Raw genomic sequence first — 21,402 nt, 5'->3', positions numbered from 1 at the left:
TAACTATCGTTTTAATTATTAAAAATTTATGGCGTGGGTTATTGAACTGATAGATGCCTTGTTAACAACCGGCATTTGCGGCAAGTTACAAAGCAATGGCGCATTGGAGTAATTTAAAATGACAGTTTGCGTACTTTCGTCGGCATCGCCATTAAAAATAATTCCCTTTACGGGGATGCCTTTGTGCTTTAAAGCATCTATTGATAGTAAGGTATGGTTTATACTGCCCAAATAATTTTTTGATACCAGTATCACCTCGGCATCAAGTTGCTTAATCAAATCTATCATAAAAAAACTATTGTTTAGAGGCACCATTAGCCCGCCTGCACCTTCAATAATAAGTTGATTTTTTGTTTGGGGAGCAATAATTTGTGTCATATTAATAACCAAACCGTCCAATTGCGCCGATTTATGTGGCGAATAAGGCTGCGTTAAACGATACGTTTCGGGGTGAAATACCGAAACCGTATTTGATACCAGGCTTTTCACCAACAAGGTATCGCTGTTGTCCAAATCGCCGGCTTGTATGGGTTTCCAGTAATCGGCCTTTAGCTTTTCAACCACAATAGCCGATACGATTGTTTTTCCAATTCCGGTTCCAATGCCGGTTATAAAAATAGGTTTGTTCATTCGGTTATTTGTTTGATCAGTTGGGTAAGGTTAATTATTTGTTGTTCGGTATTAAATGCATGGATGCATATCCGCAGCCGTTCGGTGCCGGCAGGTACTGTTGGGCTAAGTATCGGGCGAACATCAAAGCCGTTGTTTTGTAGATGAGCAGCAGCTTGCCGTGCGCTATCATTGCCGTCAATAATGATGCTTTGAATTGCACTGTCGCTATTAATTAACCCGCTATTGTTAGTCAGTTGTGATTTAAAAAGCGCAATATTATGCGCAAGGTTTTGTTGCTGCCCTTTTGAAGCCTGCAAAAGTTGATAAGCCATTTTTACGCTCACTAACTGATGAAACGAGGCCGCCGTGGTATAAATAAACGACCTGGCAAAGTTGATAAGGTACTGCCTTAACACATCGCTGCCCAAAACTATGGCACCATGCACGCCCAACGCCTTGCCAAATGTTACCACCCGGGCAAATACCTCATGCTGCAGGTTAAGCTGGTTTACCAGTCCCTTGTTGAATACACCGAGGGCGTGCGCTTCGTCAACCACTACATTGGCGTTATAAGCTTTTGCCAAATTAACTATTTCATTTAAGGGTGCCACATCGCCGTCCATAGAGTAAACGCTTTCTATGGCTATATAACAATTGCCCGTAGCATGTTTAAGTTTTTGTTGTAAACTATCTAAATCGTTGTGCTTAAAGGTAAACCTGTTGGCGTGGCTTAGGCGGGCGCCATCAATAATGCAGGCGTGTATCAGTTCGTCGGTAATAATGGTATCGCCGCGTTGCGGAAGGCACGAAAACAGACCCAGATTGGCATCATAGCCCGAATTAAAGATGAGCCCTGCTCCGGCATCATGAAACTGAGCAATGCCGGCTTCCAGTTCTTCGCAAAAAGCGGTATTACCAGTTAACAGCCTCGAGCCTGTTGAACCATTAAGGTAGTTAGTATGTTGTGCTAAAAAGGCATCTACATCGGCCTTTAGTTGGGATGATTGGGCAAAACCAAGGTAATCGTTAGAGCAAAAATCAATAGGTGGCTTATCGGTTTTTAAGGTGCGGTAAGTACCGGATGCTTTCCTGTCGTCCAGTTTACTTTTGATATAGGTATCAGCGCTGTTCAATATCATTATAATTTGCGCTAAAATAAGAAGAGGCCGTCTCATAAGCAATTATGAGGCGGTTTTTTTATGGAATATATTTGGATTGTGCTATTAGGGGCTGAAGCTCTATTGTGCAGATATTTCGTTTCTGATCGATTCTAAGAGCGTTTTTTGGAAAAAGGGGGCGAAAAGCCTCAGGCTTTCCACTTTCTGAGGTTATGAGCGATGGATAACAGGCCTATTTCGACCTCGGTTTTGGACATGCCTTTCAGCAGAAAGCGCCTGAAGCCATGATTATGCTTCAGTTGGGCAAATACCGGTTCCACATCGGCAGGCCTTCGCTTTCGGTATTTGATGCCCTGTTCTGTATTTAATCTTTCCTTTGCTTCCTGCTTGTGTTTTCTCAGGGAATGGTTCACCTCAACGATCCGGTTGCCCTGCCCGCTATGGCATACGCCACGCATGGGGCAGTTATTACAATTCTTTGCCTGGTAACGGCTGATCAGCTGTACATGGCCCGATGTGGTTATTCTTTGACCATCACCGATATGTGCCATCCGCTGGCCCATCGGGCAGGTCAGGTAGTTTTCCCCTTCGTTGTAATGCAGGCTGTCATTACTGAACGCTTTGATGCCTTCCTTTTGTTCTTTGTCGAACGTATTGTACTTGATATAGGCTTCGATGCCTTTTTGCTGTAAGATGCCGTAGTTCTCGTCTGAACCGTAGCCGGCATCGGCCACAACTGCTTGGGGAAGTGTGTTGTATAGTGCTTCGTATTGGTCTATGTGAGATGGCAGGGTCTGATAATCGGTAGAGGTTTGATGCAGGCTGTAGTTAAGGATGAACTGATCTTGTGTGGATATTTGTAGGTTATATCCAGGTTTAAGCTGCCCGTTCAGCATGTGGTCTTCCTTCATCCGCATAAAAGTCGCATCCGGGTCGGTCTTTGAAAAGCTGTTACGGATACCTAACTGCTTTTCCTGCTGGTCATAACGTTCCAGGTTTGCAGGCCAGTTCTTTCTGGCATAGTTCAGCTTTTGTTTGACCTGCTTGCTTACTTCTTCCTTGTCGTTCAAAGCGGCATCGATCTTAGCTATGGTTTCTTTTACTTTTTCAGGGTTGATCTCTTCAAAAGATATTGGCGTGGTATCTTTTAGTTCTTCTGCCGCAAGGCCTTGCGCGTACTTCCATAGTTCATCCAGCTGGCTTTTGATCTTCTCTTTACTGTTCTTGATGCTTTTGCCCCATACAAAGGTGTATTTGTTCGCCACCGATTCGATCTTGGTGCCATCGGTAAACACAGTCTCTTTAAGCGAAACGATACCCTGTTCTGCCAACAGCAGTACAATCTGAGAGAAGATCTGCTTTAAGATACCCGACAGCTTTTCGCTCCGGAAACGGTTTATGGTATTGTGATCGGGCTTCTTCATCCCCAACAGCCACATAAAGTGGACGTTCTGTGCCGCCTGGTCTTCCAGCTTTCTTGATGAATAGGTATTGGTCAGGTAACCATACACCAGCAGTTTCAGCATCAGCCGCGGATGGAAGCTTGATGCCCCGCCGCCTTTATACTTGCGGTTGATCGGTTTAACGTCTATCAAGTCAACTACTTGTTTGACTATGCGTACCGGGTGGCCCTCAGGTACTAACTCCTCCAGTTTATACGGTAAAAATGTTAACTGGTCAGGGTCATATGGCTTAAAAACTACTTTCGCTCCCATGCCTTTAAGTTAACAAAAATCACTCTAAAATAACAAGAGGCTGCCTCACTTTTGAGACAGCCTCTCTCTATTCAATTATTTTTGTGATGGAGGGGGAGGTGGATTACCGCCGCCGCCATTACGCATTCTCGACATTCTTTCTTCTTCCATTTTTTTGTACGCAACTTTTTGATCGTCGGTTAAAACGGCCAAAATTTTGTCATTGGCTTCTTTCCTCAACGGTTGCATTGCCGACCGCATTGCATCTCTGTCGCCGTTTGCAGCTTTCATAACGCTATCCATTTTGGTAGATTGTGCGGTATAAATTGACAAAACTTTAGCTGTTTGATCGTCGGTTAATTTTAACTGAGTTTGCATTTCTTTAGCCTGTTCCGCCGGGCTTCTACGCATACGGCCACCTTGAGCCTTGCTCAAAGACACTATGCTTACTACAAAGCAGCATACCATTAATAATTTCTTCATTTTTTTTTAAGTTTAACTGTATGATAAAGATAGGAGCAAAAAGATTAATAACAAGCCTGTAACTTAATTGTTGCCTTTGTTCATCTTTGAGATGGAGCGTTGCATCTGCATCATCATAGCGGTTAAACTTTCCATGGTTGGCTCGGGTGCTGGCTGTGGTATCTGTGTTGATATATAGGCCTTGGCCTTCCATAATTCTAAAATATCTTCGCCGTTAACTTCGTAAGGCTCGTACACCGGGTTGTCAGATACCAGCTTCAGTTTCTTTTGATCTTTAAACTTACTGCCTATGCGTTTGTAAACCACGCCATCGCTTTTGCTTACAACCACATAAGTTTCGGCAAGTTTAACATCGGCCCAGTTTTCAACGTATTCGCCAATAATAATTGAACCTGATGGAAGTGGCAGCATCGAATCACCTTTAATTTCGAATGCGCGGAAAGTGCCGCCGGTAAACATGGGTAAATTAAATTTGGGTAGTTTGGCAACATATTCCGGGTCGGCGTAGCCGTTCATATAACCGGCACTTGCTTTCATGGGTACCAACTCAATATTTTCGTTATCGTCTTTATCAACCGATATACTTAGTATTCTCAAATTAGCCGGATTGCCCTTTGGCTTGGGCGCCCATTTATCGTCAATGGCTTCGTTTATAAAATCGTCAACACTTAAATCAAAGTATAATGCTATTTTATTTAGTAATTCATACTTGGGTTCGGCGCGGTTTTCCTCATAAGCACCCACTAAAGAACGCTTAATATCCATCTCATCTGCAAACTGTTGCTGTGTTAAACCCTTTTTTTTGCGGAGATACTTAATATTTGAAGAAATATTTGACATAAAATTTGGAATTGCTAAAATTGTTAGTATTTTTATGCCAATAAAATTAGTAATTAAAATTTAAACAGCCAAATTAAATTATGAACACGTTTATTTATATCATTACCGACAGAAACCGTAATTGCTTACACACAGGCACAAGCACTGATTTAATTAAAACTTTGGACTTTTACACCGAGATGCCAAACCTGTTTTTTGACAGTGCACAGCAATTAAACCGCCTTGTTTATTTTGAGGAAATTACTAATGAAGAAATGGCCATGGAAAGGTTTAAGGTATTGAGCCGTTTTACAAGGGCCCAAAAAGAAAAAATGATCAGATCTGTTAATCCCGACTGGGTAGACCTGACCATTGGTTTAAAATTTGAAGCCAATGCCATGCAGCGTACAGCCTTCAGGCCATCGATAGCAGGCGGCAGAAAGCGCGTTAGTTCTTTTTAAATATGAGTGCGCCGGAGTTCATGCAGTATCGTTTACCACCTCTGTCTGCCGGTCCGTCATCAAAAACGTGGCCCAGGTGTAAACCGGTACTTTTTTCTATAACCTCGTCGCGGCTCATGCCGTAGCTGTTATCCTGAATAATTTCGATTTTTTTAGGATCAAAGGGTTTTACAAAGCTTGGCCATCCGGTTCCGCTATCAAACTTGTCTTCAGACGTAAATAGAACGTCGCCCGTGGCTGCGCTTACAAATACACCTTTTTGGTGCATTTCAAAATAGGCGTTTTTAAAAGCAGGCTCGGTACCGCGCTCAACCATAATATAATACTGGTTGGCGGTAAGTTGTTTTTTCCACTCGGCATCAGTTTTTGATTTTGGGCGGCCCTTTGTTATCTTATTAGTTTGCCCGCTGCTCATTTGGCATCCGCAAAATGCTATTAGCATTGTAATCGCCAAAATATTGATTGCTTTTTTCATGACATTTGTTTGTTTTAGTGGTTATGTAAGTAATTACATTTTAAAGCTTAGTTGCTTTTATTTTAATAACCTTACAATTGTTTGTTAATAAAATTACGAAGTATAATTTAATTTGGTTTGTTTGAGCCTCGTAGTTTACAAACAAATGATAATGAAAAATTATTTGCTATTGGGCACCAAAACGCTGGTTACAACATCAATAATACCGTTGCTTTGTTCAATATCAAATTGACTAATAGTTGCTTCGTTGCCTTTTTCGTCTATCAATACTATATTTCTGTCGCCGTTTATTTTAGCACGCAGCTTTGAGCCCGTAAGGGTAACAAATACCACCTCGCCTTTGCCTGCGGCTATTTGTTTAGCTATATCTTTTGATGTAAGCCGCCCGTTAATAACGTGGTAGGTTAACAGCCTGGTTAAATCGGTATTATGCGCGGGTTTTGATAGCGTATCTAAAGTGCCCGGGGCCAGCTTTGCAAAGGCTTCATTTGTAGGTGCAAAAACGGTTAAAGGGCCGCGGCTTTTAAGCGTTTCTGATAAACCGCAAACAGCAATTGTACCTGTTAAGGTGGTATGATCTTTTGATTTTACAATATTATAAACAATATCTTTATCTGATGTCATTTGTGCGCCGCCTACCATTCGGGTTTTAACGTGTTTAGCAACTGTGCTTTTTGTTGTGTCGCCGGTACGCGCAACCTGTTGTGTGGTAGTATTAGCCGTTGCTTTAAGTTGGGCGTTTGAGGTATACGAAACACAAAGGGAAACTACTATTATCGAAAAAAATCTCATCATCATCTGCAAAAAATATTAAAATTGTTAAACGGCACCTTTAAGTAAGCCGCCATCAACGCGTAAGGCCGCACCGTTGGTGCCTGCCGATAAGGGGCTGCAAAGATAAACAACCAGGTTTGCAATTTCGTCGGTAGTCATAAAACGTTGCAATAATGAGGTTGGGCGCATGTGGGTAAAAAAATCCTGCTCAACATCTTGTTTTGATTTATTTTGATTTTTGGCCAGATCGTCAATAAAACCGCCAACACCTTCGGACAGGGTAGGCCCCGGTAAAACCGAATTTACGGTTACATTGGTGCCTTTAGTTAACTCGGCTAAACCGCGAGATACGGCTAATTGTGCAGTTTTTGTCATGCCGTAATGTATCATCTCGGCTGGAATTTGTATTGCCGATTCGCTGCTGATAAATATTACACGTCCCCAATCCTTTTTAATCATTTTAGGGAAATACACCCGCGAAAGCCTAACACCACTCAAAACATTTACCTCGTAAAACTTCAGCCAGTCGGCATCGCTAATTTCCTCAAAGGCTTTAGGCTCAAATATTCCTACGTTGTTAACCAGTATATCCACTTCGGGAAGTTGGCTCAACAGGCTTTCAATCTCGGCAGGCTTCGAAAAATCGCAGGCAATGCCTTGTATATTATTATTGCCTGTTTCTGTTTTTAATTGTTTAACGGCGGCTTCAATTTTATCGAACGATCGCCCGTTAATATAAACCATTGCCCCCTCGGCGGCTAATAACCTGGCTATTGCAAAACCAATCCCGGCGGTAGAGCCTGTAACCAGCGCAATTTTGTTTTTAATATTCAAGTCCATTAAAAGTATATTTAAAGTTTATGATGTCCCTGTTCACGCCTTCGCGAAGTATTGTCAACCAGTTCAAATATTTTAGCCAGGCTAACTGGCTGGTGGCTCCGTAGCTTTTCGCCGTTATCATTACCTATCAATATCACCGTAAATGGCACGTTTGATACCTTCCATTTTTTGTAATGCTCCGCATTGTTTGCCGAATAGGTAACCACTTTATAAATAATATTGCGACTATTGGTTCCGTTTGGGTCGGCTTTTAAAATATTAATTTGCCTAATTAAATCTGCATTGTTGGTTTTATCGGCAAAAATAAAAACACAATGGTTAGCCGGCCCCTGGCTTTTAAACCATAAGCAAGCCGCAAAGATTATCAAAATTTTAATTTGCATAGCCATGTTAAAGCCACAACAACAAAATAACTACATTGTTACAGCTTTTACATACTTTTGATTAAGCAGTTTAAACATGACAACTTTTAAAAAACCAAATTTACGTTTATGGCATAAAACAGCCATTTTTTGCCTTGCATTAAGCCTTATATCGTGGGGCAAATACGGGCACGAACATATTAACCGCGCCGTGGTAATGAGTTTGCCGCAGCCCATGCAAAGCTTTTTTTATAACCATATTGATTTTTTTACCACAGAGGCAAACCTGCCCGACGTGCGCAAATATACCATTGGCGATACCGCCGAATTTCCGCGGCACCATATCCATTTAGAGGCCTATGGTAATTACGACGAAATACCCCGGTCGACAAAAGATGCCAAAACCAAATACGGCGCTAAATTTTTAACTACTCACGGTATTTTACCCTGGTATATTCAAGATATGATGGCGAAGCTAACTGCCGCTTTTAAAGGCAAGCATAAATCGGACATACTTTTACTTTCTGCCGATTTGGGCCATTACATTGGTGATGCCTACATGCCGCTACATACATCCGAAAACCATAACGGCCAGCTCACCAACCAAAAAGGGATACACGGCTTATTTGAGGCCCAACTGCCGGAATTGTTTGGCAATACCTATAATTATAATGCAGGCAGCCCGCGTTTTATTGATGATGTGCAAAAAGAAACCTGGCGCATAGTAAAGGCATCTAACAGCACAGCCGATACACTTTTACAGGTAGACAGGGATTTGGTGAAGCAATTTGGCGGCAGTAATGTGTATGAAATGGAAAATGGCAAGGTAAAGGTTAACATGTATTCGGATGTGATACATACAGCGGAATATTCAAAAGCTTATCATACCAAACTAAATGGTATGGTTGAAAGGCAATTGCGCGGCGCCATAGCATCAACAGCCAGTTTTATTTATACTGCCTGGGTAAATGCCGGTAAACCCGATTTAACCGATTTAGACAATACCGAACTTACCCAACGCAATGCTACCAATTTAATGCACGACAGGGTTTTATTTAAAAGCGGAAAACTGTTTGGCCTAAAAAGCGAAAAGGAGTTTTAACGAAATTTAAACAGAAATAACTGAACAAAAATAAATGAGAACATATAGCGAAAAGGAAATAAAATATTACACCGAAGAATGGGCCGTAAAAAGGCTGAATAAATGGAGCTATGTTTTTAAAAATGGACTTTTATACCAGGGTTTGCCAGTTGGTGTAATTTGTTATTTTTTTGCGATATTGCGTTTTCATTTCGACCAGTTTAAACTGATTGATTTTTGTGTTAATATCCTTGTGTATGGCATTGGTGGCATGTTAATGGCCTATTGGACATTTAAAACCGTAGATAAAAATTATAAACGGGCCTGTGAGCAACAGGCAGTACAGCAGTTGTAAAATTGCGAACTTAAAATAATATAGACTACTTTGATAGTCTTTTTATAGATTTGGGCAATTTTACAACATACATTGACAAAGCCTATACTCGTTATCAAATTCGGAACAGCATCTATCACCCATAAAAATGGCGATCTGGATGAAACCGTAATGGCCACCATTGCCCGCCAGGTGGCAAGCATTCATCAGGATTACCATATTGTTATGGTGTCCTCCGGCGCAGTAGCTGCCGGTAAAAAATTATTAAAAAATTATAGCGGCACCATTAGCGAGCGTAAAGCCGCCGCCGCAATAGGGAACCCCTTATTGCTAAACAAATACTCTGGTTTTTTTGCGCCTTACGGGATAAATATTGCACAGAGCCTTTGCGAAAGGCAGCATTTTAGCAATCGCAACCAGTTTTTGCAGCTAAAAAAAACCTACGAGGACCTTTGGGCCAATGACATTATCCCCATAGCTAACGAAAACGATGTGGTAAGCAACCTTGAACTCAAGTTTTCGGACAATGATGAGTTGGCTACCTTAATTGCAGTTGGTTTTGGTGCTTCGGTACTGCTTTTTAGTACATCGGTCCCCGGTGTGCTTGATGCTAATGGCGAGGTAATACCTGTTATACCCCTAATAGACAAAGCTGCCCTGGGCCTGGCTAATAAAGAAAAATCGGCATTGGGTCTGGGCGGCATGGTATCAAAACTAACCTTTGCACGCCTGGCAACCAGGATGGGTATTAAGGTAGTTATATTTGGCATAAGCACTACCGATGGTATTTTGAGCGCTATTAAGGAAGAAACCGGCACCCTGTGCCATCCGCAGAAATGCTCTATGCCTGCCCGTAAAAAATGGCTGGCAAGCGGTAGCTTAGTTACCGGTAGCCTGCAAATTGATGCCGGGGCATGCAAGGCATTACAAAACGGGCACAGTTTATTGGCAGTAGGTGTAAAAGCCATTATTGATAAATTTGAACAAGGCGAGGTTATTGAGATACTAGACGAAAACCTGGTAACTATAGCAGTTGGCCGTTCAAAAGTATCATCGGACGAGATTGCGGGCAACATGAAAACGCAAAAGCTAACCATAGCCAATGCCGATGATATTGTTTTATTATAAAACCGAAAATTATGGAATCTATCCAGCATTTACTATACCAGGCACATAAGGCATCAACGGCCATTAAGCTGTTGGAAGACGATAAAAAGAAAGCCCTTTTAAAACGCCTGGCTATTATCCTTTCGGAGAACCACGCTTTAATTATTGAGGAAAACAAAAAGGACCTGGACAAAATGCCCGATACTGACCCAAAAAAGGACAGGCTTTTGTTGAATGATGCCCGTATTGCCGATTTATGCACCAGTATTAAAGACATTGCTGCCTTGCCCGATCCGGCTGGGCAAATTGCTTTGGAGCATACCACCGCAAACGGCTTATTTATTCAAAAGAAAACGGTACCGCTGGGTGTAGTAGGTGTAATTTACGAATCGAGGCCGAACGTCACCATTGATGTGGCTGCGCTTTGCATCCGCTCGGGCAACGTTTGCGTTTTGCGTGGTGGCAGCGATGCACTAAACACAAACATTTGTTTAGTAAACCTGATACACAGCACACTAAAGGAGTTTGGTTTAAACCAAGCTATAGTACAACTATTGCCAACCGACCGCAAGCATATTACCGAAATGCTTACTGCGGTAAAGTATATTGATATTATTATCCCCCGCGGATCGCAACAGTTGATTGATTTTGTGCGCGAAAACTCGATGGTACCCGTAATTGAAACCGGGGCCGGCGTATGCCACACTTACGTTGAAAAAACTGCCCTGCTTGATAATGCTGCTGCCATTGTGGTTAATGCCAAGGTAAGCCGCCCGTCGGTTTGCAATGCTTTAGATACAGTATTGGTTGACGAGGAGGTTGCAGTACAGTTATTAAAGCTGGCCACACCTGGTTTGCTTAATTATAAAGTTGAAATTTTTGCCGACGACGACAGTTATGCAATACTAAACCAATTGCAATATCCGTACCTGCAACACGCTACCGCCGAAGATTTTGGTCGCGAATTTTTAGATTTTAAATGCTCCGTTAAAATAGTTAACGGCATTGACGAAGCTTTAGAACACATAGGCAAATACTCATCTAAACATTCGGAAGCGATAATCTCCGAAGACAAACCCTTAGCCGAACGTTTTATCAATGAGGTAGATGCGGCGGCGGTATATGTTAACGCATCAACCCGCTTTACCGACGGCGGCGTTTTTGGCCTGGGTGCCGAAATTGGCATCTCAACCCAAAAGCTGCACGCACGCGGCCCATTTGCCCTGGAAAAATTAGTTACCGAAAAATGGTTTGTTAGAGGAGATGGGCAGGTAAGGTAGATTGTTGGTTTAAAAAAAATAACTGGCTGTGCCAGTCAAGGCTATTTACAATATTTGCATTTGACGAATTGAGTACATCGATATTGAACAGTCTATGTAGCAGCCTGGATTTCCATTTTCTTTTTACCCAGGGTAAATTTTTGATTGTGTCATTAGAAAATAGCTTTATTTCAACGTTCTCAATACCTAAACCTTTGCGCTTCCTAAATAATTCAATTTCTTCCCATCGAAGAGTTTCTTCCTTATTGGTATCCGGGTGTAGTAGGTAAATGTATTCATCGGTGACGATTAGTGCCGGTAATTTTCTATTTGCGAAACGCAATATCCTAACTGACATAATTAGTAGCCTCAATAAAATAAATGGCCAAACAATCATATAAAGATGCGCTACATCCCACCTATAAACCAAAATGACAGCGCAGTATAGAAACAACAAAAAGAACACCGAGCAAAGTAAGAGCCTCGTAATGGCTTTAGATTTACTGAAATAAAAAGTATCCATACTTTAAATATCGGCAAAAGGCATCATAAAACAAATATCGCTATAAACTAATCCAACTTTCCTTTTTAGCACTCTCAAACAAGGCATCAATAACTTTCATGTTATTTACGGCGTCGGTTAATGGCGTTGGTACGGGGGTATTGTTCAATATCGCTTTACTAAACTCATCGGTTTGTATAGTGTATTGGTTAACGGGGTCGGTTAGCATCTCTTTAATTTCGCTGTTATTTTGTAGCCATAAACGGGCGGGTTCATCGGCTATGGCGTTAACCGGTATCTCAATTTCTAAGCGGCCTTTGGTACCAAATATGTTTACGCGCTGGTAAGGTTGTAATTGTGTAGAGCAGGTAAAGGTTGCCGTTACGCCGTTCCCAAAATCTAACAAACCCGATGTTAGGCGGTCGGTTTTCATTTCCGGATCAAAGTCAATTAGGCTTGTAACGCGTTGTGGTTCGGTGCCTATTATGTAACGCGGAAACGAGATGCAATAGCATCCAATATCCATCAGCGCGCCGCCACCAGTTTCGGGCTTATTGCGGATGTTGGCGGCATCATTGTTAAAATAGGAGAAAAACGCGTTTATCGTTTTTACCTCGCCTAATAAACCAGCATCAACCAGTTGTTTGGCTTTGAGCCATTGCGGGTGGAAACGGTACATAAAAGCTTCCATTACTTTAAGTTGCGGGTATTGCTGGCAGGCATCAAATAGCTGTTGAGCTTCGCGAGCCGTTAAGGCAATTGGTTTTTCGCAAAGCACATGTTTACCGGCCTGCAAAGCTTTAATGGTATAAGGCACGTGTAAATGGTTGGGTAGCGGGTTGTAAATAGCATCAATATCAGGGTCGGCCAGTAGGGCTTCGTAGTCGTCATATATTTTAAAAATTCCCAAATCATTGGCAGTTTCTTCCGCCTTTTGCTTGTCGCGCGAAGCAATGGCAACAACCTGTGCATACTGGCTTTTTTGCATAGCCGGTATTACCTGTACACGGCCAATTTTAGCCGTGCTTAATATTCCCCAACGTACCTTGTTCATAGTGCTTGTTTTTATAACGAATAGCAAAGGTATAAACTTGTGGCAGAAGCATCAATTTCTTATTACGGACTATTATTATCTTTTTAATTAAAATAAATCACACAAACTATAAGTTTAACGGTTATCTAATCTATAAAAAAAATAAAAACTATGGATACCATAAATGCAACGCAACAAGAAGAACATATTAAGCCGCTGGAAGGAACTGAGGCCATTGAAAAAATAAGGGAACTAACCAAAAAAGCTGACTCTTGCTTTTTTATTACCAGTATTAAAACAGGTTTACCTGTTTCGGCCAGGCCAATGTCTACCCAGCAGGTTGATGACCAGGGTAACCTTTGGTTTTTGAGTGCTAAAGACAGCGAACACAACAAAGAAATTACCGCCGACCCTTTTGTGCATCTGTTTTATCAGGCATCGGCTCATACCGGTTTCGTCAATATTTATGGCATGGCCGAAATTGGTAACGACAAAGCCAAAATTGAAGAAATTTGGGACCCCATCGCCAAAGTATGGTTTCAGGGCGGTATAGACGATCCGTTGATAACTACCATTAAGGTTAGTCCGCTTCAAGGTTATTACTGGGATAATAAGCATGGTTCTATTGTTCAATTTGCTAAAATGGCGGCATCCCTGGTAACAGGCAAAACAATGGACGACTCGATAGAAGGCACGCTTAATGTTGGCGAATAAAAAGCCACGGCAATGCCTTTAATTTAACGGCATTGTTATAATTCCCCGGTATAATTTTTACCGGGGATTTTTATTTCCGAAAAGCTATATTTGAAGGATACAAAAAATGATCCGTTTCAAATACAGCAAAGGCCCCATCCAATCAAAAATTGCAATTATTGTGGTTTTAGCCGCAATATGGGTATTGATGGTGCTTTTTATGAACCACCCTACGGCTGTAGAACGCTACTATTCGGGTAGCTTGTATTTGGGTATTTGTTGGGTGCTGCATCCGGTATTTAATTTGTTTCCGTTTAGCGTTGGCGATGTATTTTATATCCTCCTTATTGTTTATCTGCTGTACGTTCTTATCAAAATTATCCGTTTATTGGTATTGCGCCGCTTTAGGTTAATGTTTATTTGTTTGCTTAAAGTAATTATAGTTGTACAAGCTTTAATTGTGGTGTTTTATATTTTTTGGGGATTAAATTATTTCCGTCCGTCGGCAGCAAAAAGGCTAAATCTGCAAGATACGTCGTACAGTTTTGAGGATATAAAACAGGTAACCGCAATGCTTATTGATAGCGCAAACGCAAGCAGGGCCCGTTTAACCAGCGAAGATACGTTGCAAAATAACGCAGCTATTTATCAAACGGCAGCAAACGCTATAGATACCCTCTCAAAACAGTCAAAATATTTCCCCGCTATTCATCCCAAAATAAAATCGTCGTTACTTACTTTTTTTATGAATTATTTGGGTACCGAAGGCGACTACAACCCATTTACTTCCGAGGCGCAGATGAATTACCAGATGCCTGTTTTTTTGCGCCCATTTACCGCCTGCCACGAAATGACACATCAAATGGGCTTTGGCGCCGAGGATGAAGCTAATTTTGGCGGTTTTGTAGCAGGTATTGGTTCGCACAATCGTTTGTTGCGGTATTCGGCTTATTACAGCGGGATGGAGGAGTTTATGCTTACAGTTTTTTTAAAAGATAGTTTAAGTTATAAAAAGCTCAAAACAAATATATCGCCACAGGTACGTAGCGACCGTAAGCACGACCGGCTTTATTGGAAAAGTTTTGAAGGTAAGGCAGGTATATTCGGCAGCATTTTGTACGATAACTATCTAAAAAGCAACAATCAGCCGCAAGGCTTAAAAACTTATAACCGAATGATACGCCTGGTTATGGCCTGGTACTGTAAAAAGGAGCCATAAAATAACTTAAATAAAGGCAACCTTCTTAATTTACATACGTTCAAGTCAGTATCAACTAACTACCAATTTAAAACATCAGTATTTTGATTTTATTATTATTATTGGCTATCTATACCTAAAAAAGGTAGTGGCCATAACCTAAATTTTAGATGAGTTTAAAAAAACAAATTTTGCAATCAGGAAAACCTCTTTTTAAAAGTATCGAACTAACTTTTTTTCGGTACGGGGTTTCTGCCGGTGGTGAAATTAACATTATAACTATAGATAAAAATGCGCAGCAGCTATTTGACGTGCCAGCAGATGATATTATAGCCGATGCAAACAAGTTACTTAATGTGATTGACGAAGCCGACAGGGAAACATTAATTTCGGCATTAAAACAGCAACATGATTTTGAATGGGAGGGAAAAGTTACCGTAGCGCCCAACATCCGGAAATTAATAAAAGCCCAGGTAACTCATACTAATAATACCCTTAATTGTGCATTTATAGATATTACCCCGGTTAAAAAATTACAACTAAAGCTAAATAAAGCTAAGCGTTTGCTGAGTGAAACCGGTAAGCTGGCCAAAATAGGCACCTGGGAAATTAACCTGGTAACTGGTAAATTAACCTGGTCTTCCGAAGTTTATCATATGCATGAGATGGACGTTGAAGATGGTATTGATTTACAGACGGCCATAAATTTTTACACCCCTGTTTCCAGGCCGGTAATAAAGGCTGCAGTTGATAAAACCATTGCAACAGGCGAACCTTACCAGGTTGAACTGCCCATGCTAACGGCCAAGGGTAATTTATTATGGGTACGATCTAGCGGTAATATCATTAAAAAAAATGGCAAGCCTAAACGCTTATATGGCGTTTTTCAGGATATAACGTATCAAAAAGATATTGAAGAGCAGCACAGGGTTATTTTCGAATTTTCTACAGATGCACATTTACTGTTTGACGAAACAGGAATAATTGATTGCAACAATGCTGCTGTCGAGATGATGGGTTACTCGGATAAATCGGAGTTAATGTCACATCACCCGGCTGATTTTTCGCCCCAATATCAACCAGACGGACAGTTATCCCACGAAAAATCGAAAGAGATGGATAGGCTTGCCCACGAAAAGGGGGTACACCAGTTTGAGTGGATGCACAAGCGTAAGGATGGCACCGAATTATTTATTGAGGTTACCCTCAACCCCGTTTCTATAAGGCATAAAGAGGTGTTGCTGGTTGTTTGGCACGACATCACCCTGCGTAAACAAGCTGAGGAGAAGCTGCGGAAAAATGAAGCATTGCTATACGAAACCCAGGAATTAACCCATAGTGGGAGCTGGGAGATAGACCTTGTAACCGGAAAAAATTATTGGTCGGCGGAGGCCTTTCGGATATTTGGATTTGAACCTGTTGGTACCGGCCCGCAAACCCACGATTTTGATCAGCTCATTCACCCCGACGATCGCGATAAATACAAAAGTGCCATAAAAATGGCCGTAAAAGGTGGTAAAACATCCGATTTTGATTTGCGCATTTTTCCTAAAACCGGCGGTATAAAGTACATACAGGCAATTGGCAAACCCCAATTTAACGAGTATGGAGCGGTAACAAGATTATACGGTGCAATTATTGATATAACGGCCTATAAACTGGCCGAAGAAGCAATTCGCCTAAAGCAAAAGCAACTGAATACCTTTATAGAGGTTTCGCCGGCTGCCATTGCTATTTTTGATAAAGAAATGCGATATATAGCTGCAAGCGACATCTGGAAAAAAGATTATAAGCTGGAGCGTAAAAACATTGTAGGGGTGCGGCACTACGACCTCTTCCCGGACTCGTCGTTGCGGTGGAAGGAATTTCATGACAGGGGCCTGCACGGCGAAATAATTGGTGAGGTTGAAGATAGCTATGTGCGTAAAAATGGCAAAGTGCAATGGTTTAGATGGGAAATAAGGCCTTGGTTTGAAAAAGACGAAATAGGCGGAATCATTATGTTTACCGAAGTAATAACCGAGCGTAAAGAGGCCGAGCAGGCCCTGATAAAAGCAAAAGAGCAGGCCGAAAACGCCGCTCAGGCTAAAACTCAGTTTCTCTCTACCATGAGCCACGAGATACGCACGCCCATGAATGCGGTTATTGGCTTTACGCACTTGTTGTTGCAAAACCCGCGCAAAGACCAGGAAGAGTACCTTAAAATATTAAAGTTTTCGGGCGAAAACCTGTTGGTGCTCATTAATGATATATTGGATTTTAGTAAGATAGAAGCCGGTAAGCTGGAGTTTGAAAACGTTGATTTTAGCGTTAAAGACCTCATTCGCAATATAAGGGCCGCTATGGAACAGCGCGCTATTGAGAAAAATATCCAGCTTAAGCTGATGATAGAAGACGATTTGCCTCATGCCGTAATTGGCGATCCGGTTAGGTTGGGCCAAATATTAACCAACTTAATTAGCAATGCCTTAAAATTTACCAATTATGGCAAGGTAACGGTAACAGCGTCGCTAATTAACCAAACCGAACAATCGGCAACTATTGGCTTTGAGGTTAAAGATACCGGCATTGGCATACCCTTAGATAAGCAGGCATCTATATTTGAGAGTTTTACACAAGCCAGTTCGGATACAACACGTAAGTATGGCGGTACAGGTTTAGGGCTTACTATTACCAAACGCCTGCTGGAAATGCAGGGTAGTTTTATTAAATTACAAAGCGAGCCAGGCGTAGGCTCAACATTCTCGTTTAACTTAACCTTTGCCAATAGCAACTTAAAGTTAGAGTCGAGCGTATCAAGGCAATCACCTGTTGTACAGGGAAGTTTGTTGGGCACACGCATTTTATTGGCCGAGGATAACCAGATTAATATTTTGCTGGCTAAGCAGTTTTTAAAACAATGGGACGTGGAATGCGATGTTGCCGAAAATGGCGAACTGGCTGTAAAACTCACCCAAGCCAACGACTATGATATGATATTAATGGATTTGCAAATGCCAGAAATGGATGGTTATACAGCCACCCAAGAAATACGCAAACTTGAGCCGGCATATAAATATCGAAAATTACCCATTATAGCCCTAACAGCATCGGCCATGTTGGATAATAAAGACAGGGCATTTATAGTGGGTATGGATGATTATATTAGCAAACCCTTTAACCCCGACGAGTTGTACCGTAAAATTGCGCACTACAGTAAAATATCAAAAGCTAATAAGCTATTGCATGCCGTAAATTAGTTATCTTATATTTTCCAATGCTCGCATTTGGTTAAAAATGCCTCGTCGGCATCCGCGCCAATACCAATTGCATGTGGTAGCGATAAAAAATAACCCTTGTATGTTAGGCCGCCAATGCAGGGGTCTGCCAGGTGGCCCAGCATACAGGTATCCATATCGTAAAAACTAATATTCGGGCTGGCGTAAACAAAATGTAGCTGTGCGCTTGCGGCAATGCGGCTTTCAAGCATACCGCCCATCATGCAGGCAACGCCATGTTCTGCACCCAAGTTATGTATCTTGATGGCTTCGTTTATCCCACCCGATTTTGCGAATTTAATATTAATGTATTCGCACGACCCGCTGTTGATTTGTTTGTGCGCATCGTGATGGTTATACACACTTTCGTCGGCCATAATTTTGATAGGGGATAGTTCCTTTAAACGGGGCAACAGGTCATCATACCAGGTACGCATTGGTTGTTCGCAAAATTCAACATCGTAATGAAACATGTTTTGCAATGCATAAACAGCATCGTCAAAATCCCAACCCTGGTTAGCGTCTATACGTATTTTTAAATCCGGGCCAACGGCTTCACGTATTAGTTTAATACGTTCAACGTCTTGTTTGGCATCTTTGCCCAATTTAACTTTAAGTATAGTTGCACCGCTTTGTTTAAACTCTACAGCTTTTTGTGCCATTTTACCGGGCTCGCCAATGCCTATGGTTATATCCGTTTCAACCTCGCGTATTTCGCCACCTAAAAATTGGTAAAGTGGTAAATTGGCATCCTTTGCAGCAATATCATAAAGTGCCATATCAAATGCGCTTTTTATAGTTGCGTTACCGGCGGTAAAGTTGTGTAGTTGCTGTAGCCTTTCGGGTATATTTAAAGGGTCTTTACCTCGCCATAACTTGGCAAATTCGCGCGCCATAGCCAGGCAGGTATCCTGCGTTTCGCCAACAATCATCGGGAAGGCCGAGCATTCGCCAACACCATAAAAACCGGCATCGGTATGCACGCGTATAAATGTATTTTGCGCATAATCCATAGTTCCGGTGGCAATGGTAAACGGTTCCATAGGTATGCTGAAACGGTAAATATCAATATAGGTAATTTGCATAACGCTAAGATAATAAATGTACCAGTGAATGTGTAGGTGTGCGAATGGGTAAATGTGCAAATCAATGTGCTTGTGTGCGAATGAGTAAATGTGCAAATGCCTTATAACATTAAAAAATTGAAAAACAATTTGCACATTCGCACATTTACTCATTTGCACATCTACAATGAACAAACTATCAAATTCAACTTCGCCATATTTACTTCAGCATGCCAATAACCCGGTTAACTGGTTTCCGTGGGGCGCCGAAGCTTTACAAAAGGCTAAAGACGAAAACAAGCTTATCCTGGTTAGTATTGGCTATTCAGCCTGCCATTGGTGCCATGTTATGGAACATGAGAGCTTTGAGGATGAGCAGGTGGCCGAAATCATGAACGACCATTTTGTTTGTATTAAAATTGACCGCGAAGAGCGACCCGATATTGACCAGATATACATGAGCGCCGTGCAGTTAATGACCGGCCGTGGCGGTTGGCCCTTAAATTGTATTTGCCTGCCCGACCAACGGCCCATTTACGGGGGCACATACTTCCCTAAAACCGATTGGATGGGGCTACTTTTTAACCTCGCCAATTTTTGGGAACAAAAACCACAGGAGGCCGAAGAATATGCTGTGAAGTTAACCGAAGGTATACACCAGTATGAAAACATTAGTTTTGTTAACGAGCACATGGAAAATACCCCTGCCGACTTACAAGCTATTGTTAAACCCTGGAGCAAATATTTTGATTTCAAAGAAGGTGGAATGGACAGGGCTCCCAAGTTCCCGATGCCCAATAACTGGCAGTTTTTAATGCGTTACGCTCATTTAATGAAGGATGAGGAAACCAATGTTATAGTTAGGCTTACCTTAGAAAAGCTTGCCAAGGGCGGCATTTACGACCATATTGGCGGTGGCTTTGCGCGATACTCGGTAGACGGGCATTGGCACGTACCGCACTTTGAGAAAATGTTATATGATAATGCCCAACTCATCAGTTTGTACTCCGAAGCCTATACCTGGTGCGGAGATAAGCTTTATAAAAATATAGTTGACGAAACCATTGCCTTTATAAAACGCGAACTCACATCGCCGGAGGGCGGCTTTTATTCGGCACTTGATGCCGATAGTGAAGGGGTAGAGGGCAAGTTTTACACTTTTACCCTGCCAGAGATTGAAGAAATATTGGGCGACGATGCTGGTTTATTTGCTATATATTACAACGTTACCGCCGATGGTAACTGGGCCGAAGAGCATACTAATATATTTTTCCGTAACGATGAGGATGAATTATTAGCGCATAAACTTGGTATCCCGGTTGATGCTTTAGTTGATAAAATAGCCCAACTCCGCGTTAAAATGCTCCAGGCCAGGAGTAGCCGTGTAAGGCCTGGGCTTGATTATAAAATACTAACATCGTGGAACGGCCTTATGCTTAAAGGGCTTTGCGATGCTTACCGTGCCTTTAACGAGCCTGCTTATTTAGAAATGGCACTAAAAAATGCCCATTTTATAAAAAACAATTTAATTAGCGATAACAAGCAAATAAGCCGCGTTTACAATAAACTAAACGCAAATGATGGTATAGCGTTTTTGGATGATTACGCTATGTTGGCAGATGCTTTTATAGCGCTTTACGAAGTTACGTTTGATGAAAATTGGCTGCAATTAGCCAAAGCCTTAACCGAATATGCGCTTGATTATTTTTATGACAACGCTACCGGAATGCTATTTTACACGCCCGACAATGGCGAGCAACTGATAGCACGCAAATTTGAGGTGATGGATAATGTAATACCGGCATCAAACTCGGTAATGGCGCGCAACCTTAAAAAATTAAGCTTATTTTTTGATAATACCGAATATGAGGCACTTGCCGCCCAACTGCTGCGCAACATTAAAAAGCTAATGGCTAAATATGGTTCGGCATACTCCAACTGGGCCATGCTGATGCTTGATGATATAATGAGCACTTATGAAATTGCCATTACGGGCCATGATGCCGAAATTAAGCGTATTGAGATAGAAAAAAAGTACATCCCCAATAAAATTATCTTGGGCGGAACAAAAGGAAGTTTACCTTTGTTGCATGATAAGTTTACGGCACAAACTCAAATATATGTTTGTGTTAATAAAACCTGCCAATTGCCGGTAACAGAGGCTGAGGCGGCATTTCAACAAATAAAAGGTTGGGATTAAATGGTTTGCGGCGGGGTAGCCGCGGATTTTTTATTC

At 41.7% G+C, this 21,402-nt stretch carries 21 protein-coding genes; 9 read left to right on the top strand and 12 right to left on the bottom strand.

The genetic code is table 11. The features are described from left to right. Positions 1 to 18 precede the first annotated feature (18 nt). From bioD to BDD43_RS20100, 5 genes are all read right to left on the bottom strand, one after another. On the bottom strand, positions 19 to 630 hold the full coding sequence (gene bioD / locus BDD43_RS20120) for a dethiobiotin synthase (RefSeq protein WP_121199363.1): 612 nt from the start codon (positions 628 to 630) through the stop codon (positions 19 to 21). Further along, entirely contained in the window at positions 627 to 1,751 is a 1,125-nt protein-coding gene (locus BDD43_RS20115; protein ID WP_246001679.1) for an aminotransferase class I/II-fold pyridoxal phosphate-dependent enzyme, read from the bottom strand. The genes bioD and BDD43_RS20115 overlap by 4 nt, the downstream gene beginning before the upstream one ends. A gap of 167 nt (positions 1,752 to 1,918) precedes the next feature. Next, complete coding sequence (locus BDD43_RS20110; protein WP_121195523.1) at positions 1,919 to 3,445, bottom strand: IS1182 family transposase; 1,527 nt, start codon at positions 3,443 to 3,445, stop codon at positions 1,919 to 1,921. A 75-nt stretch (positions 3,446 to 3,520) separates the two neighbouring features. Beyond that, a complete protein-coding gene (locus BDD43_RS20105; protein WP_121199362.1) occupies positions 3,521 to 3,907 on the bottom strand; it encodes a hypothetical protein in 387 nt (128 codons plus the stop codon). Positions 3,908 to 3,970: 63 nt separating this feature from the next. Then, complete coding sequence (locus BDD43_RS20100; protein WP_121199361.1) at positions 3,971 to 4,747, bottom strand: XRE family transcriptional regulator; 777 nt, start codon at positions 4,745 to 4,747, stop codon at positions 3,971 to 3,973. An 80-nt stretch (positions 4,748 to 4,827) separates the two neighbouring features. Between BDD43_RS20100 and BDD43_RS20095 the strand changes: the two genes are divergently transcribed. Further along, positions 4,828 to 5,187: a GIY-YIG nuclease family protein gene (locus tag BDD43_RS20095; RefSeq protein ID WP_121199360.1), complete on the top strand. Its 360-nt coding sequence runs from the start codon at positions 4,828 to 4,830 to the stop codon at positions 5,185 to 5,187. On the opposite strand, the gene msrB is transcribed toward BDD43_RS20095, so the two are convergent. The 4 genes from msrB to BDD43_RS20075 all read right to left on the bottom strand — a co-directional run bounded on the left by msrB (position 5,174) and on the right by BDD43_RS20075 (position 7,659). Next, complete coding sequence (gene msrB, locus BDD43_RS20090; RefSeq protein ID WP_121199359.1) at positions 5,174 to 5,662, bottom strand: peptide-methionine (R)-S-oxide reductase MsrB; 489 nt, start codon at positions 5,660 to 5,662, stop codon at positions 5,174 to 5,176. The two genes, BDD43_RS20095 and msrB, sit on opposite strands and share 14 nt — an antisense overlap. A gap of 159 nt (positions 5,663 to 5,821) precedes the next feature. Next, the gene (locus tag BDD43_RS20085) at positions 5,822 to 6,460 is read right to left on the bottom strand and encodes a fasciclin domain-containing protein (RefSeq protein WP_246001677.1); all 639 of its coding nucleotides are present in this window, start codon (positions 6,458 to 6,460) and stop codon (positions 5,822 to 5,824) included. Positions 6,461 to 6,481: 21 nt separating this feature from the next. Beyond that, positions 6,482 to 7,276, bottom strand: a complete 795-nt coding sequence (locus tag BDD43_RS20080; protein WP_121199357.1) for an SDR family NAD(P)-dependent oxidoreductase — start codon at positions 7,274 to 7,276, stop codon at positions 6,482 to 6,484. Positions 7,277 to 7,287: 11 nt separating this feature from the next. Next, complete coding sequence (locus BDD43_RS20075; RefSeq protein ID WP_162847121.1) at positions 7,288 to 7,659, bottom strand: DUF4174 domain-containing protein; 372 nt, start codon at positions 7,657 to 7,659, stop codon at positions 7,288 to 7,290. A gap of 76 nt (positions 7,660 to 7,735) precedes the next feature. On the opposite strand from BDD43_RS20075, the gene BDD43_RS20070 reads away from it, so the two are divergent. From BDD43_RS20070 to BDD43_RS20055, 4 genes are all read left to right on the top strand, one after another. Next, positions 7,736 to 8,740, top strand: coding sequence for a zinc dependent phospholipase C family protein (locus tag BDD43_RS20070; RefSeq protein ID WP_121199355.1), 1,005 nt, complete (start codon positions 7,736 to 7,738; stop codon positions 8,738 to 8,740). Positions 8,741 to 8,774: 34 nt separating this feature from the next. Next, positions 8,775 to 9,074, top strand: coding sequence for a hypothetical protein (locus tag BDD43_RS20065; RefSeq protein WP_121199354.1), 300 nt, complete (start codon positions 8,775 to 8,777; stop codon positions 9,072 to 9,074). Positions 9,075 to 9,146: 72 nt separating this feature from the next. Further along, positions 9,147 to 10,181, top strand: a complete 1,035-nt coding sequence (gene proB / locus BDD43_RS20060; protein ID WP_121199353.1) for a glutamate 5-kinase — start codon at positions 9,147 to 9,149, stop codon at positions 10,179 to 10,181. An 11-nt stretch (positions 10,182 to 10,192) separates the two neighbouring features. Continuing rightward, positions 10,193 to 11,440, top strand: coding sequence for a glutamate-5-semialdehyde dehydrogenase (locus tag BDD43_RS20055; protein WP_121199352.1), 1,248 nt, complete (start codon positions 10,193 to 10,195; stop codon positions 11,438 to 11,440). Here BDD43_RS20055 and BDD43_RS20050 read toward each other — a convergent pair. Together BDD43_RS20050 and BDD43_RS20045 are read right to left on the bottom strand one after the other, a co-directional pair. Further along, positions 11,415 to 11,777, bottom strand: a complete 363-nt coding sequence (locus BDD43_RS20050; protein WP_147425691.1) for a hypothetical protein — start codon at positions 11,775 to 11,777, stop codon at positions 11,415 to 11,417. The two genes, BDD43_RS20055 and BDD43_RS20050, sit on opposite strands and share 26 nt — an antisense overlap. A 205-nt stretch (positions 11,778 to 11,982) precedes the next feature. Continuing rightward, a complete protein-coding gene (locus BDD43_RS20045) occupies positions 11,983 to 12,975 on the bottom strand; it encodes a Gfo/Idh/MocA family protein (RefSeq protein WP_121199350.1) in 993 nt (330 codons plus the stop codon). A gap of 150 nt (positions 12,976 to 13,125) precedes the next feature. Here BDD43_RS20045 and BDD43_RS20040 point away from each other — a divergent pair, with 150 nt between their 5' ends. The 3 genes from BDD43_RS20040 (at position 13,126) to BDD43_RS20030 (ending at position 18,084) form a co-directional block, all read left to right on the top strand. Beyond that, the gene (locus BDD43_RS20040) at positions 13,126 to 13,668 is read left to right on the top strand and encodes a pyridoxamine 5'-phosphate oxidase family protein (RefSeq protein ID WP_121199349.1); all 543 of its coding nucleotides are present in this window, start codon (positions 13,126 to 13,128) and stop codon (positions 13,666 to 13,668) included. 106 nt (positions 13,669 to 13,774) lie between these two features. Further along, a complete protein-coding gene (locus BDD43_RS20035) occupies positions 13,775 to 14,866 on the top strand; it encodes a DUF3810 domain-containing protein (protein ID WP_121199348.1) in 1,092 nt (363 codons plus the stop codon). 149 nt (positions 14,867 to 15,015) lie between these two features. Then, entirely contained in the window at positions 15,016 to 18,084 is a 3,069-nt protein-coding gene (locus tag BDD43_RS20030) for a PAS domain S-box protein (protein ID WP_121199347.1), read from the top strand. Positions 18,085 to 18,089: 5 nt separating this feature from the next. On the opposite strand, the gene BDD43_RS20025 is transcribed toward BDD43_RS20030, so the two are convergent. Continuing rightward, positions 18,090 to 19,187 (bottom strand): mandelate racemase/muconate lactonizing enzyme family protein, encoded by a 1,098-nt coding sequence (locus BDD43_RS20025; RefSeq protein ID WP_121199346.1) that lies wholly within the window; start codon positions 19,185 to 19,187, stop codon positions 18,090 to 18,092. A gap of 166 nt (positions 19,188 to 19,353) precedes the next feature. On the opposite strand from BDD43_RS20025, the gene BDD43_RS20020 reads away from it, so the two are divergent. Next, on the top strand, positions 19,354 to 21,366 hold the full coding sequence (locus tag BDD43_RS20020) for a thioredoxin domain-containing protein (RefSeq protein ID WP_121199345.1): 2,013 nt from the start codon (positions 19,354 to 19,356) through the stop codon (positions 21,364 to 21,366). The last annotated feature ends 36 nt before the right edge of the window (positions 21,367 to 21,402 follow it).

Origin of the sequence: Mucilaginibacter gracilis (assembly GCF_003633615.1) — a bacterium.
Classification (GTDB): Bacteria; Bacteroidota; Bacteroidia; order Sphingobacteriales; family Sphingobacteriaceae; genus Mucilaginibacter; species Mucilaginibacter gracilis.
This window is presented reverse-complemented; position numbering and strand designations above follow the sequence as displayed.